This is a genomic window from Bradyrhizobium sp. LTSPM299 (assembly GCF_000938235.1).
GTDB lineage: Bacteria > Pseudomonadota > Alphaproteobacteria > Rhizobiales > Xanthobacteraceae > Bradyrhizobium.
This window is the reverse complement of sequence record NZ_JYMU01000058.1, coordinates 145,080-159,328: the sequence shown is the minus strand read 5'-3', so window position 1 is coordinate 159,328 and position 14,249 is coordinate 145,080. Positions and strand designations below refer to the sequence as shown.

Below are 14,249 nucleotides of genomic sequence, written 5' to 3'. Positions count from 1 at the left end.
TGCATCGCCGCCCGTTTAACTCCTATTGGGGTCTTCGGCGGGGTTGGTATCATGGGCAGTGTGGCGGTCGATCGGATGTTGATGGACGCGGTCGCGCATTATGGCGCGGGCCGCTCAGAAGAGGCCGACGCGCTGTGCGGCGACATCCTGACCGCCGATCCCGACCATCTTTCCGCGCTGCACCTGTCCGCCGTCATCGCCTTCGTCACCGATCGCGCCGCTGAAGGTGCGGTGCTGCTGAACCGGGTGTTCAGCCTCGATCCGCTTCATGGACCGGCCTTTGCGACGCTTGGCGATGCGCTCGCAGTGAAAGGTGAGCGCGACGGCGCGGTGGCGGCGTTCGAGCGCGGCGTGACGCTGCGGCCGCAGGATGCCGGGCTTCACGTCAAGCTCGGTGTCGCGCTGTGCGACCTGTCGCGCTTCGAGGAAGCCGAGGCAGCGTTTCGCCGCGCGATCGCCCTCGATCCCGGCCTGACGCGGGCGCGGTTCAACCTCGCCGTCGCATTGGCCGGGCAGAAACGGCTGGTGGAGGCGGAGGCGGCCTATCGCGAGGTGATCGCGCGCGATCCGGCCTATCGCGGCGTCTGGCTCAATCTCGGCAATGTGCTGGTCGATCAAAAAAAGCTCGACGCCGCCGTCACGGCGTATCTTCGCGGACTGAGCACGGACGCCGACAATGCGGCGCTGCATTGCAGCCTCGGCGCGGCGCTCTATCGCCAGCGCCACCTGAAGGACGCGATACTCAACTACCGCCGCGCGACGGTGCTCGATCCGGACGACGTCACGCCGCTGCGTATGCTTGCGCTCGTGCTGCACGAAGCCGGCGAGCGTGAGGAGGCGGTTCGTCTCTACCGGCAGGTGACTGCGCGCGATCCCAGCGATTATCTGATCCTCAGCAATCTCGGCGCCTGCCTGTTCGAGCTCGGACAGGTCGACGACGCGATCGGCTGCTGTGAGCTGGCGCTGGCGCTGAAGCCGGACTATGCCTCCGCGCATACCAATCTCGGCATCATCTTCGAGGCGCAGAACCTGGTCGAGGCGGCGGTCGCGGCGCATCGGCGCGCCATCGCCGCCGACCCCGATTATGCCAAGGGTCATGCCAATCTCGCGGTCGCGCTGCGCAATGCCGGCGAGATCGACGAGGCGCTGGTCGCCTCGCACCGGGCCATCGAGCTCGATCCGGATATTCCGCTGGCGCATTACAATCACGCGCACTTCCTGCTGATGAATGGTGAGTTCGAGAAGGGCTTTGAGGAGTATCAATGGCGCCGCAAGTGCAAGGCGCTGATCGACGGTGATCCGATCTTCGGCGAGAAGGAATGGCAGGGGGAGCCGCTCGCCGGCCGTACACTGTTGTTGTTCGCCGAATACGGGCTCGGTGACGCCCTGAATTTCGTCCGTTACGTGCCGATGGTCGCCGCACGGGGCGGCGGCCGTATCATCGTCCAGGTGCAGCCTGCCATCGCGTCGCTGCTGCGGGCGATGCTGCCTGATGTCGCGGTGTTCGCCCGCGGCGAGCCGTTGCCGCTGTTCGATCTGCAATTGCCGCTGATGAGCCTGCCGCGGGTGTTCCGCACCACGGTTGACACCATCCCTGCGGCGATTCCCTATCTGTATGCGGATGAGGGCAAGCTTGCGCGCTGGCGCCAGGCGCTCGCCGGCGACACGGCGCTGAAGGTCGGCGTGGTCTGGGCCGGCAATCCCAGGCACAAGGGCGACCGTCAGCGCTCGCTGGCGGCGGAGGCGGTGCTGCCGCGCTTGATAGTACCGGGCGCACAGCTCTACAGTCTGCAGAAGGAACCGCGGCCAGACGATGCTCCGGTGCTGGCGCGCCTCGGCAGCGACGTCGTCGATCTGGCGCCGACGCTCGGCGATTTCGCCGACACGGCGGCAGCCGTCTGCGCGCTCGATCTCGTCATCGCCGTCGATACGTCGGTCGCGCATCTCGCCGGCGCCCTTGGCCGTCCGGTCTGGCTGTTGTGCCCCTACGCGCTCGACTGGCGCTGGCTGCGCGACCGCGAGGACACGCCCTGGTATCCGACCATGCGGCTGTTCCGCCAGGACAAGCCGCAGGCCTGGGAGCGCGTGCTGGCGCGAGCCTCCGCCGATCTTGCGCGCGTCGCAGCGGGCGAGCGGGAGCTGCTGCTGCCACAAGTATAGCGGGATTGATCAGCTAGCGGCGGGGGCGCTCGTTACCTCGGCCGAGCCTACGCAGCCGAGAGCCGAATACGGAATTTGCTGCCGGTCGCCTTGGCAAATCGAAGCAGCGTCTTGGTGCTGGGAAGCGTATGTCCGCTCTCGAGACGAGCAATCGTCGACTGGCTGGTGCCCATCCGCGTCGCCAGCTCGGATTGCGACAATCCCGCGCGCTGTCGCGCCTTGAGCAACTCGGTGGCGATCTCGAACTCGGGCGCAAGCGCGTATTCGGCCTTGACCTTCGGGTTGGCCAACAGACGTGCCTTGAGCTTCTTGAGCGGGATGATCATTTAGTTCGCGTCACTCCGCGGCTGGGGCGCCAGCGTCCCACTTACTATGCACTCATCCCCTGCGCGCCACCGAGCAATTTCACGTTGAGCCGTCCGCCATCGAACAGCATGTCGTTCAATGCCTCGTCGATGTCGGCTGGAATGACGGTCTTGCCGCGTCGCGCACGATGCTGGCCTGGGCGACACGCCGCATCAACTCCTTGATGAAGGCGGCGCTGACGCCGGTCGTGCGCCGCACCGCTTCGTTGACGACCTCCTGCTCCAAAGGCAGTCCCTTGCCGTAGAGCCGGACGACCTTGTCGCGCCCGATCGTGTCGGGCAACGGCACCTCGATCGCCTGGTCGATGCGGCCGGGCCGGCCGGCGAGCGCGCTTTCCAGCTCTTCCGGCCGGTGGTCGTGAGCAGGAACAGGATGTCGGCGTCTTCCTTCAGCCCATCCATCTCGTTGAGCGGCTTGTTGAGCAACGATTCCTCGCAGGGTCCGCCCATGTCCTCGCGGTGGCGCGCGATCAGGTCGACGTCCTCGATCACGACCATGGCCGGCTGCAGCAGGCGTGCAAGGTTCATATAGGCGCCGAGCAGGCCGACCTGCTCGGCGGTGATGATCAGCGTGGTATGGCCGGGCAGGTTGGTCGCGAGATAGCGGATGGTGTGGGTCTTGCCGGTGCCGGGCGGGCCGTAGAGCAGGATTCCCTTGCGGGTCGATTGGCCGAGCCGACGCAGCAGGTCACGGCTCTCGACGAAATCGAGCACGTTGCGGTCGAGCAGCCGCAGAGTTTTTTCCGGCAGGATCACATCGTCGCGAGCGACCGTCGGCAGCCGATGCACGGTCACGCCGCGCGTGCGGCCGCGGTAGTCGGCGTCACCATCGAGCGAAAGGATCTTGCCGCGATAGGACCGCGCCGTGTCCACGGTGGATTCCAATTCGGCCAAGATGCGCTGCACGAAGCCGTTGCCGGCAGCGCCGGCAGGCACCGCGAGTTCGATCCGCAACGACGGCTCGCGGCCATAGTCGCGATGGAAGGCGAGCAGCACGGCGTAGCGCAGCTCGCCGCTGCGCCACAGCCATAACCCGTTGGCGAGGCATTTCACCGGCTCGGCCTCGCCGATATCGACATCCTGGTACTGCGGCGGCGCGATCGCCGGCGCGTTGCGGCCGAATTTTATCAGCGCCGCGATATCAAGCGTCTCGTAGCGATGTTCTTCATGGATGCCGAAGAAATGGATCGGGTCGGCGAGCAGTCTGTCGATCGCGATCTGGACGTCGGCGCGCATGTGGCCGGGAAACTGCCGCGACCGCGTCACGATCCGGTTGCGCGGCATTCCGGCAAAATGCCAATCGAGCGCGGTGACGGCAAATTTGAATTCGTCGCCCGGCAGCTCTTCCGAACTCCTCCTGACGGCAAGCAGGCAGTTTGTGCACAGGCACGCCCTTCCGTCGTTGAGAAAGATATTGGCGACCGATCTTTGCGTTTCACAGAGATCGCACAGGCGGACGGCATCGGCGGCCTCAGTCGTGATCCGCAGCGGCTGCTCGTCATCGCGGATCAATTGCACCGCCGCCTCCAGCAGTGCCTTGGCCACTTAAGCGGGAAATGGGCCGCAAACGATTCCGTACTTGTCCTCGATTTGCGCGGCGACCGTGATCGCTTCCCGCTCGGACTTGCCGAACACCACGCGCAGCAGGTGCCGGACGAAGTCCAGTGGCGTAGTGCCGTCATCATGGATCAAGAGCTCGAGCGGGCCGTTCTCGGCGAACAGGTCGTGCATGAGAGCCTCGATACGCATCTGGAATCAAAAAGAACAAAACTAGAACATCGCAGGGATTGAAACCCGTCAAGCGAAGATTTTTCGGTCGCATCCTGGACGTGTGCTGGTGTCGGCGAGAGCCCATCGATCGGTCCGCCCTTACGCCTCTGCGCCGTTAAGCGCCGCTCAACTCTTGTGACGATTTTGTGCCGCGGCAAATGCCAAGAAAATTGCCAAGAGATCGCCGCCCAGGCAGCAAACTTCCGACACACCGGCGGTGCGAAAAGGGCGCTTCCGACATGACGCGAGCGCGAGGGCTGATTCCAATCAACCGTCGCGCAATCATTTTAAGAAGAGGCTCTCGTGTCGCACAAACTTCCTTTTGCGTTTCTGTTCGCGCTCACGCTGCTCGTCACTCCCGCCGCCGCCCAGGTCGCGATACCGGCGGCGCCGCAAACCAAATCCGCCCAGGCCCAATCTGTTGACGCGCTGACGCCGGAGCAGGCGAAGCGCGCGCTGGAGACATTGCAGGACGACAAGAAGCGCGGCGAGATGATCGACACTCTGCGCGCGATCGCCAATGCATCGCCGCAGGCGGTGCAACCCGCGCCGGAGCAGTCGCCGATCCCGCTCACCGCCGACAGCCTCGGCGCGCAACTCTTGCTGATGGTGTCGGAACAGGTCGGCGAGACGTCGCGCGACATCGCTGACCTTGCGCGCACGCTGACGCATGTCCCGGCGTTCTATTACTGGATCGTGCGCACCGCCAACGATCCTGAGGCCTATGGCCTGTTGATCGATATCGCCTGGAAGCTGGCGCTGGTGTTCGGCTGCGCGCTCGCTGCCGAATGGGTGGTGTTCCGCCTGATCAAGCGGCCGGTGGTGTTCCTGGAGCAGCGGCTGCCGCAGACGGCGCGGGTCCCGGTGCAGGCGCTCGCGAGCGCCGATCCGCCGTCGTCGGTCGCCGACGTGACCCCGGAACCGGAACTGCATCGCCGCCGACTCAGCCTGGCGCCGCTCTGGCAGTCGCTGATTCGATTGCCTTTCGTGCTCGGCCGCCTCGTGCTCGAATTGCTGCCGGTGGTGGTCTTCGTCGGCGTCGCCACGGCACTGCTTGGCACCGAGTTGGGCGATCAGTCGACCACGCGGCTGGTGATCCTCGCGGTGGTCAACGCCTATGCATTCTCGCGCGCGCTGATCTGCGCGGTACGAGCGCTGGCGGGGCCGTTCGGCCTGTTTAGGGTGCGCGCCGAGACGGCTGCCTATATCGAGATCTGGGCGCGCCGCATCGTCGCGGTCGGCGTGTCCGGCATCTGCTTTGCCAATGTCGCGCTGCTGCTCGGGTTGCACCGTGCTGGCTATGCCGCGGTGCTGCGGCTGGTGATGCTGGTGGTGCATCTCTTCATCGTCGTCATCATCCTGCAGTGCCGCCGCCAGGTCGCGGCTGCGATTCGCGCCCCAGTCGAGCGGACCAGTATCGCGGCGCGGATCCGCAACCGTGTCGCGGCGGTATGGCATGTGCTGGCGATCGTGCTCGATCTCTCGCTGTGGGCGGTTTGGGCGCTCAACATCCGCAACGGCTATTCGCTGCTGCTGCAATATTTCGTCGGCACCGTCGCGGTGCTGCTGGTGACGCGCCTCGTCATCATGGTGGTGCTGAGCCTGATCGATCGCGGCTTTCGCATCTCGCCGGATATCCTGCAGCGCTTCCCCGGGCTGGAGGCGCGCGCCAACCGCTATCTGCCGCTGCTCCGCAGGATCGTCGCTTCGGTCATCGCCGTGATCGGCTTCGTCGCGCTGCTGGAGGTCTGGGGCGTCGACGCCATCGTCTGGTTCTATGGCGGCCAGATCGGCAGCCGTCTGATCTCGGCGGTGGTGACGATCGGCATCGCCGCGCTCGCCGCGGTCGTGATCTGGGAGGGCGCCAACGCGCTGATGGACCGCCAGCTCAATGTGCTGTCGCGCGAGGGGCATTTCGCCCGCGCGGCGCGGCTGCGCACCTTCCAGCCGATGCTGCGCACCGCGCTGCTCTGCCTGATCGTCACGGTGGTCGGGCTCACCGCGCTGAGCGAGATCGGGGTCAATGTGGCGCCGCTGCTTGCCGGCGCTGGCATCGTCGGTATCGCGATCGGTTTCGGCTCGCAGAAGCTGGTGCAGGACCTCATCACCGGGCTGTTCCTGTTGCTGGAGAACACCGTGCAGGTCGGCGACACCGTCACGGTGTCGGGCCTCACGGGCTCGGTCGAGAACGTTTCGATCCGCACCATGCGGCTGCGCGCCGGCGATGGCTCGGTGCATATCGTGCCGTTCAGCGCGGTGACGACGATCACCAATGCCAGCCGTGGCGCCGGCAATGCCGCTGTCAGCGTCAACGTCGCGTTCAGGGAGGATACCGATCGCGCCGGCCAGATCCTGAAGGACATCGTTGCCGAGATGCGACGCGAGGCGGACTACCGCGCGGTGATCCGCGGCGATCTCGAATTGTGGGGCGTCGACAAGGTCGATGGTTCGGTCGTGACCATCGTCGGCCAGATCCGCTGCACCGACGGCGGCCGCTGGCCGGTGCAGCGCGAATTCAACCGCCGCATGAAGCGCCGCTTCCAGGACAACGGCATCGAGATCGCTTCCGCCGGCCAGACCATTTTGATGCAGCTTCCGGCTCCCGCCGAGCCGGATGCCACCACGCTGCCACGCCGCGCTGCAGGTTGATCCGCGGGCTCCGCTTCACCTCGCCCCGCGGGGAGAGGTCGTATCGCATCGAAGATGCGATACGGGTGAGGGGAGCCCTCCGCGAGCACTTCTCCCAGAGAGTATGCTGAGGCAGCCCCTCACCCCAACCCTCTCCCCGTAAGAATGGGGCGAGGGAGCGCAGTCATGTCGCCGCGGGTTGGTCGCCCTGCGATGTCCGTCTCACCGCTGCGACATCGTCTCGCGACGGTGAGACGGCCACACCCCGCGTGAGCCCGCACTTCAGTTGTCACGGCTACGAAATCCGGCCGTTTCTTCACATTCCCCGCGATTTCCTCGCTGGCACGCCGCTTGCTCACCGCTGCTGTTAATGCGCGGCAAGACGCATTGCGAAACGAAACCCCAAAGCAAGAAGGAAACACACCATGGAGCTTGGCTACTTCACCATGCCCTCGCATCCGCCGGAGTGCGGATTGAAGGAGGGCCACGACTGGGACCTGCAGACCCTGCGCTGGCTCGATGAGCTCGGCTACAAGGAAGCCTGGATCGGCGAGCATCACACCGCGCCCTGGGAGCCGCATCCGGCGCCCGATCTGTTGGTCGCGCAGGCGCTGCTGCACACGAAAAATATCCGGATCGGGCCCGGTGGCTTCCTGCTGCCCTATCATCACCCGGCCGAGCTCGCCAACCGTGTCGCGATGCTCGATCATCTCTCGGACGGTCGTTTGAACTTCGGCGTCGCCGCCTCAGGCTTGCCGAGCGACTGGGCAATGTTCAATGTCGACGGCATGTCGGGCCAGAATCGCGACATGACGCGCGAGGCGCTCGAGATCATCCTGAAGATGTGGAGCGACCCTGGCCCGTGGACCCACAAGGGCAAGTTCTGGACGGTGACCAAGCCGGACACGATGTTCGACTTCCTGAAACCGCACATCAAGCCGAAGCAGGCGCCGCATCCACCGATCGGCGTCGCGGGCCTGTCGAAGAATTCGGACACGCTGAAGCTCGCGGGAGAGCGTGGGTTCATTCCGATGAGCCTTAACCTCAATCCGGCCTATGTCGGCAGCCATTGGGACTCGGTCGAGGCCGGTGCGGCCAAGACCGGCCGCAAGCCGAACCGCAAGGATTGGCGGTTGGTCCGCGAAGTGTTCGTCGCCGACACCGACGAGGAGGCCTGGAGGCTCTCCACCGGCGACATGATGGGCCGGATGATGGGCGAGTATTTCCTGCCGCTGCTCGGCCATTTCGGCTTCAAGGACTATCTGAAGCACAATCCCGATGTGCCCGACAGCGACGTCACCGTCGAATATTGCGCGCGCCGGAATTGGGTGGTCGGCTCGCCCAAAACCGTCACCGAGAAGATCGAGAAGATCTACCAGGAGGTCGGCGGCTTCGGCGTGCTCTTGGTGTTCGGCTTCGACTACAAGCACAAGCCGGAGGCCTGGCGGCACTCGCTAGAACTGCTCAAGAACGAGGTGATGCCGCGGCTGAAGCATCTCGGCGCCGAATTCGACAAGGCGGCATGACGGCTGCGCAGGGTGCGGGGGCTTGCCTCGCACCCTGCATCGCATATTTTAGGGGGAGTTTTCGCTATCGGGGCTAAAGGCATGACGGTCGACGCACAGAGTTTTAAGCAGGCGATGCGCCACTGCGCCGGCGCCGTGGCGCTGGTGACGGTCGGCTCCGAACCCGGGAAGCGCACCGGCCTGACCGTGACCTCGGCCTGCTCGCTGTCGGACAATCCGCCCTCGGTCCTGGTCTGCGTCAACCGCAACGCCAGCGCTCATACGCGGATCCTCGAGGAGCGCCATTTCGTCATCAACTTCCTGAGCGAGGAGCACGCGATGCTGGCGCTGACCTTCTCGGGCCAGAAGGGCGTCAATGGCGACGACCGTTTTGCCTTTGGCCGCTGGACCACCGGCGTCACCGGCTCCCCGGTGCTGGAAGATGCGGTGGCCGCATTCGACTGCGTGCTGGCGCAGGCGCTCGAGACCAAGACTCATTCCGTGTTCATCGGCGAAGTCCAGCACGTCCGGGCCGAGACCGCGGTCGACCCGCTGATCTATTTGCGCAGCGGCTTCCAGAGCGTCCGCAATATCCATGATCCGGTCGTACTCGGCGATCTCGACGCGCGGCGCGTGAGCTGGAACGAGTTTTCCTGATTGATTGCTTACCTCGCCCCGCTCGCGGGGAGAGGTCGTATCGCATCGAAGATGCGATACGGGTGAGGAGGGACTCTCCGCGAGTCTAACTCTCACCGTCCTTGTGGAGAAAGCCCCTCACCCCAACCCTCTCCCCGCAAGAGCGGGGCGAGGGAGCGCAGCCAGTGTGCCTCGACGATCTCTAGGACGGTGCGCCGATCTTCAACGCTTTGATCTTGCGATACAGTGTCGCGCGGCTAAGCTTGAGCGCCTTCGCCGCCTCGGTCACGCGTCCACCGCTCGCGCGCAATGCTTCGATGATCGCCGCGCGCTCGCTCGCTGCCTGATCTGCCTCGGCCGCGCGGCCGCCGAACGGCGGCAAATCGAGATCGGCCTCGGTGATGACGCCGCCTTCCGCGGTGCAGCCGGCGAGCCGCAGCACGTGGCGGAGCTGGCGCATGTTGCCCGGGAAGGGATAGGCCATCAGCAGCGCCCACGCATCGGGCGCGATGCGGTGTTGTGGGGCTTCCTCGTCGGCGATCTGTGCGATCACCTCGCGCTTGTCCGCGCGTTCGCGCAGCGCGGGCAGCCGGACCTCCATGCCGCGCAGCCGGTAATAGAGATCGGAGCGGAAGCTGCCGTCTTCCGCCATCGCTGCGAGGTCGCAGTGGGTGGCGCTGATCAGGCGGATATCCACCGGTACTGGCTTCAGCGCGCCGAGTGGCCAGACTTCGCGGTTCTCGAGGACGCGCAACAGCCGTGTCTGCAGCGTCAGCGGCATGTCGCCGATCTCGTCCAGAAAAAGCGTGCCGGAGCTCGCCTGCACGATCAGCCCCTTCGATCCCTCGCGCCGCGCGCCGGTGAAGGCGCCCGCCTCATAGCCGAACAGCTCGGCATCGATCAGGCTCTCCGGCATCGCCGCGCAGTTCAGCGCGACATAATTATTGCGGGCGCGATTGCTCGCCGCGTGGATGGCGCGGGCGAACACGTCCTTGCCGGAGCCGGTCTCGCCGCGCAGCAGGATCGGCAGATCGAGATTGCCGACCGTCATCAGCCGCTTGACGCCCTTGAGCAGCACCGGATCGTGCCCTGCGAGCTTGTGCAGGCCGGCAAAATGTCCCGAGCGATTTTCGCGCGGCGGCGCCGGCAGCGAGCGCGGCGATCTTGCGCGCAGCGGCGGCGCGACGCGGCCCTGGCCCCACGGCGTGCCGTCGGCGCGGCGCAGCGCGACGCTGCCCTCCGGCGCCCGCGCGGCGCGATCGTCGAGCTGGATCAGATGCGACAGGTCGATGCCGTCTGCGATCATCGCGTCGCTCAAGCCGAAGACCGCACGCGCGGTGCGGCAGGCGCCGACAACGCGGCGATCGTCGTCATAGGCGATCAGCCCGCTGCTCTCGCTCCCGGGCAGGGTCGCGACCCAGGCGGCGCGGTAATGCCGGCGGAACATCGCGCGTTCGATCCGCCGCGTCGCGTCCGTGGTGACGGCCAACGCCAATTCATGCGCGCCACGGCCGAGGTCGCTGCGGCACGAGGTGATGTTGACGGCGCCGGCGAGACGGCCGGTGTGATCGAACAGCGGCGACACCGCGCAGGTGAACATGCTCCACTGCTCGCGGAAATGCTCGTCGCCATGCACGATGATCGGACGTTGTTCGGCCAACGCAGTCCCGAGCCCGTTGGTGCCCTCGAAGGTCTCGGCGAAGTTCGAGCCGGTGTAGATCTTCCACTCCAGGAACATCCGCGCATAGTCGCCCTCGGGCAGGCGGCTCAGCAGCATGGTGGCATTGGGGTCGGCGAGATTGACGCAATAGCCGGAGTCGCGCAGCACCCGCGCGAGGTCTTCCAATTCGGGAAGGGCGGCCTGGATCAACTCTTCCATCGGCTCGGCGATGTGCCGGACCTCGGTCTCGGTCAGCGTTTGCGGTGGGCCGCGCCGGGCCGGATCGAGCTTGTGATTGACCAGGCAGCGCCGCCAGGATGCGGCAATCCGCGACTCCGTCTCGACGCCGGCCAGATGATTGGCCACCGACAACACACGGGCGACGTGATGAGAGGCCGCGAGTTTGGCCATCCAGAGGTCTCCACCCTGCATTTTCGCCGAAGTCTGGCACCGTGCGGCCGAATGTCAATTGGCCGGCGGGGTCGCAGGAGGGGGGACCTTTGGGTGGGGAGCGGCTCCCCTCGTCATTCTGGGGCTCGCGGAGCGAGAACCCGGAATCCATTGATCCGCAGAGTTTGCGGTCCGATGGATTCCGGGCTCGTGCTTCGCACGAATGACGAGAGTGGCAGTGTGCAGCGGCGCTATTTCACCTCTCCGGCCGTGAACAGCAGGAACGAGCGCCCTGTCACCTTATAGTCACTCCCGAACTCGAAATGCCCGCCTGCCGGTTCCTCCGGCGCGTTGGTATCCAGCAACAGCGACCAATGCTGACCGGCGGTGGTCTGCGGCAGCTTGAAATCGACTTCGCCCTCGTAGCTGTTGAGGATAACAAGCACGGTGTCGTCCTCGCCCTGGCGCGCGATGGCGGTCTTGCGTGCGCGGCCGTCCAGCAGCACGCCAAAACATTTGATCCAGCCGGTGGTCCAGTCGGCTTGCGTCATCTCCACGCCTGAGGAGTTGATCCAGACCACGTCGCGGATATCGAGCTGCGGGTCGCTGTTACCGCTGAGGAAGCGGCTGCGGCGCAGGATCGGGTAGTCGCGCCGCAGCTTGATCATCCGCTTGGTGAAGACGAGTTGTTTCTCGGCGTCTGCGCGAAGATCCCAGTCGAACCAGGAGATGGTGTTGTCCTGGCAATAGGCGTTGTTGTTGCCAAGCTGGGTGCGGCCGAATTCGTCGCCGCCGAGCAGCATCGGCGTGCCCTGCGAGGCCAGCAATGTCGCCAGCATGTTGCGCTTCTGGCGTTCGCGCAACGTGATGATGTCGGGATTGTCAGTCGGGCCCTCGGCGCCGCAATTCCAGGAATGGTTGTCGGACGAGCCGTCCTTGTTGTTCTCGCCGTTGGCCTCGTTGTGCTTGTTGTTGTAGCTCGCCCAGTCGTTCAGCGTGAACCCATCATGCGCGGTGATGAAGTTGACGCTGGCCCAGGTGCGGCGTCCCTCGCGGTTGAACACATCGTGCGAGCCCAACAGCCGCGGCGCAATCGCCGAAGGCGGTGCCTCGCCGCGCCAGAAATTGCGCATCGTGTCGCGAAACTTGTCGTTCCATTCCGCCCAGCCCGGCGGAAAGCCGCCGACCTGGTAGCCGCCGGGGCCGCAATCCCAGGGCTCGGCGATCAGCTTGACCGTTGCCAGTAGCGGGTCCTGGTTCATCGCCTTCAGGAAACCCGACTGCTCGTCGAAGCCATAGACCTCGCGCGCCAGGATGGTGCCGAGGTCGAACCGGAAGCCGTCGACATGCATGTGGCCGGTCCAGTAGCGCAGGCTGTCCATCACCATCTGGATGACGCGCGGCTGCGACAGATTGACGGTGTTGCCGGTGCCGGTGTCGTTGATGTAGTAGCGCCTTTTGTCGGGCAAGAGCCGGTAGTAGCTGGCATTGTCGATGCCCTTGAACGACAGCGTCGGGCCGCGCTCATTGCCTTCGGCGGTGTGGTTGTAGACCACGTCGAGGATCACCTCGAGGCCGGCGCCATGCAGCCGCGACACCATCTCCTTGAATTCGCGCAGGCTGTTGGCGACGTCGGCGGCGTAGCGCGGGTCCGGCGCGAAGAAGCCGATCGTGTTGTAGCCCCAGTAATTGACGAGGTGTTTGTCGAGCAGATTGCTGTCGTTGATGAAGGAATGCACCGGCAGCAGCTCGACCGAGGTGATGCCGAGCGCCTTCAGATAGTCGATCGCAACGTTCGACCCGAAGCCGGCATAGGTGCCGCGCAAATTCTCTGCGATGCCGGGGTGTTGTTTGGTAAAGCCCTTGACGTGGGTTTCGTAGACCACGGTCTCGTCCCAATGGACGTTCTGACGTTGCGCCTCCTCCGCCCAGTCGAAACCGGGATCGACCACCACGCATTTCGGCATGAAGGGCGCGCTGTCGCGCTCGTCGAAGGTCAGATCGTCGCCGGTCTCCATCTTGTAGCCGAACACCGCCGGATTCCAGGTCAGCGCTCCGGCATGGGCACGGGCATAGGGATCGAGCAGCAGCTTGTTCGGATTGAAGCGATGGCCGCCCTCCGGCTGGTAGGGGCCGTAAACGCGATAGCCGTAGAACGTGCCCGGCTGGACGCCGTTGATGAAGCCGTGAAACACCTGGTCGGTATATTCCGGCAGCTCGAAGCGATGCGTCGCGCGCTCACCGTCGAACAGGCAAACCTCGACCTTGGTGGCGTTGGCGGAAAACACCGCGAAATTGGTGCCGTTGCCGCTCCAATGGGCACCCAGCGGATAGGGCAGGCCCTCTTCAATCACGAAATCGGACATCACAACCCCCAAAGCCACAAATCAACCTGCAACAAACGCCGCAGCGCGGCAAACGTTGCATTGGCTATTCTAAGGGCATTTGCCGATGGCCCGTATGACGCTCCAGGCCTCGTGCCAGTGTTGCCTCTCCGCCGTCATTCCGGGGCGCGCCGCTTGGCGCGAGCCCGGAATCCATTTCACGACGAGTGATGCGGTCCGATGGATTCCGGGCTCTCGCCTACGGCGAGCCCCGGAATGACGAGGGGGAGGGCGGGCGCCCTTACATCTGAGTTGCCCGACGGCGCAAGCCCTCACAGCAAAAATATTTCGGTTTATCGGCAAGGCAAAATGGTGTATAGAATCCCTCTCACCCGATTGAGGGACGCTCGCGATCGTCACGAACGCGCGGTGGGATGCGGTGGACGCTGATTGCGCAACTGACGAGAGCGCATGAAGCGGACGGTGAAGTCGTGTGGTTCGGACGCCCCAGTGGTTGGTGTCTCCTCGTGAAGTGCGCGAAAGGCGTCTTTGTGAGGACGGTGACAACAAAGCCTAGTCTCGCCGGGGAGAGCACGTATAAGTCGTAACCCATCGCGCAGGGAAAGCCGGAGTGCCTCCGCTGAACCTGTATGCTCGTGTGCGCTTTCTTTCTCTTACTTTGCACACGAGATCGCGGGTGCAGCGTGCACCCGGCTTTCCCTGCGCCCTATTTCCAGAGAGGGCAAACGAAATGCAAAGCTCGGGCGAAACGCGCCGCGAGAACGGGGATGTATGATTCACAAGCGGTGCC

9 protein-coding genes are annotated in these 14,249 nt (G+C 64.9%); 4 read left to right on the top strand and 5 right to left on the bottom strand.

All coding sequences use genetic code 11. The annotated features are described in order from the left end of the window. The first annotated feature begins 51 nt into the window (after positions 1 to 51). Complete coding sequence (locus tag UP10_RS29765) at positions 52 to 2,160, top strand: tetratricopeptide repeat protein (protein WP_044590751.1); 2,109 nt, start codon at positions 52 to 54, stop codon at positions 2,158 to 2,160. Positions 2,161 to 2,207: 47 nt separating this feature from the next. Here the strand turns inward: UP10_RS29765 and UP10_RS29760 are convergent, their stop codons facing one another. The 3 genes from UP10_RS29760 to UP10_RS46020 all read right to left on the bottom strand — a co-directional run bounded on the left by UP10_RS29760 (position 2,208) and on the right by UP10_RS46020 (position 4,256). Then, on the bottom strand, positions 2,208 to 2,486 hold the full coding sequence (locus UP10_RS29760; protein ID WP_044590750.1) for a helix-turn-helix domain-containing protein: 279 nt from the start codon (positions 2,484 to 2,486) through the stop codon (positions 2,208 to 2,210). 192 nt (positions 2,487 to 2,678) lie between these two features. Beyond that, entirely contained in the window at positions 2,679 to 4,043 is a 1,365-nt protein-coding gene (locus UP10_RS29755) for an AAA family ATPase (protein ID WP_245321942.1), read from the bottom strand. 27 nt (positions 4,044 to 4,070) lie between these two features. After that, complete coding sequence (locus UP10_RS46020) at positions 4,071 to 4,256, bottom strand: ATP-dependent Clp protease adaptor ClpS (protein WP_245321940.1); 186 nt, start codon at positions 4,254 to 4,256, stop codon at positions 4,071 to 4,073. A 342-nt stretch (positions 4,257 to 4,598) separates the two neighbouring features. Here UP10_RS46020 and UP10_RS29750 point away from each other — a divergent pair, with 342 nt between their 5' ends. From UP10_RS29750 to UP10_RS29740, 3 genes are all read left to right on the top strand, one after another. Then, positions 4,599 to 6,944 carry a mechanosensitive ion channel family protein gene (locus tag UP10_RS29750; RefSeq protein WP_044590749.1) on the top strand — a complete coding sequence of 782 codons (2,346 nt, stop codon included), beginning with the start codon at positions 4,599 to 4,601 and terminating at the stop codon, positions 6,942 to 6,944. A 404-nt stretch (positions 6,945 to 7,348) separates the two neighbouring features. Beyond that, positions 7,349 to 8,449, top strand: a complete 1,101-nt coding sequence (locus UP10_RS29745; RefSeq protein WP_044590748.1) for an LLM class flavin-dependent oxidoreductase — start codon at positions 7,349 to 7,351, stop codon at positions 8,447 to 8,449. 81 nt (positions 8,450 to 8,530) lie between these two features. Further along, positions 8,531 to 9,085, top strand: coding sequence for a flavin reductase family protein (locus UP10_RS29740; RefSeq protein ID WP_044590747.1), 555 nt, complete (start codon positions 8,531 to 8,533; stop codon positions 9,083 to 9,085). A gap of 181 nt (positions 9,086 to 9,266) precedes the next feature. On the opposite strand, the gene UP10_RS29735 is transcribed toward UP10_RS29740, so the two are convergent. After that, positions 9,267 to 11,135, bottom strand: coding sequence for a sigma-54-dependent Fis family transcriptional regulator (locus UP10_RS29735; protein ID WP_044590880.1), 1,869 nt, complete (start codon positions 11,133 to 11,135; stop codon positions 9,267 to 9,269). 230 nt (positions 11,136 to 11,365) lie between these two features. Then, a complete protein-coding gene (gene glgX / locus UP10_RS29730) occupies positions 11,366 to 13,480 on the bottom strand; it encodes a glycogen debranching protein GlgX (protein WP_044590746.1) in 2,115 nt (704 codons plus the stop codon). Positions 13,481 to 14,249 lie beyond the last annotated feature (769 nt).

Bases quoted from the DNA above. Each gene is read 5' to 3' on its own strand.
- UP10_RS29765 (WP_044590751.1), top strand. From the start codon at position 52: ATGGGCAGTGTGGCGGTCGATCGGATGTTGATGGACGCGGTCGCGCAT.
- UP10_RS29760 (WP_044590750.1), bottom strand. From the start codon at position 2,486: ATGATCATCCCGCTCAAGAAGCTCAAGGCACGTCTGTTGGCCAACCCG.
- UP10_RS46020 (WP_245321940.1), bottom strand. From the start codon at position 4,256: ATGCACGACCTGTTCGCCGAGAACGGCCCGCTCGAGCTCTTGATCCAT.
- UP10_RS29745 (WP_044590748.1), top strand. From the start codon at position 7,349: ATGGAGCTTGGCTACTTCACCATGCCCTCGCATCCGCCGGAGTGCGGA.
- UP10_RS29740 (WP_044590747.1), top strand. From the start codon at position 8,531: ATGACGGTCGACGCACAGAGTTTTAAGCAGGCGATGCGCCACTGCGCC.
- UP10_RS29735 (WP_044590880.1), bottom strand. From the start codon at position 11,135: ATGGCCAAACTCGCGGCCTCTCATCACGTCGCCCGTGTGTTGTCGGTG.
- glgX (WP_044590746.1), bottom strand. From the start codon at position 13,480: ATGTCCGATTTCGTGATTGAAGAGGGCCTGCCCTATCCGCTGGGTGCC.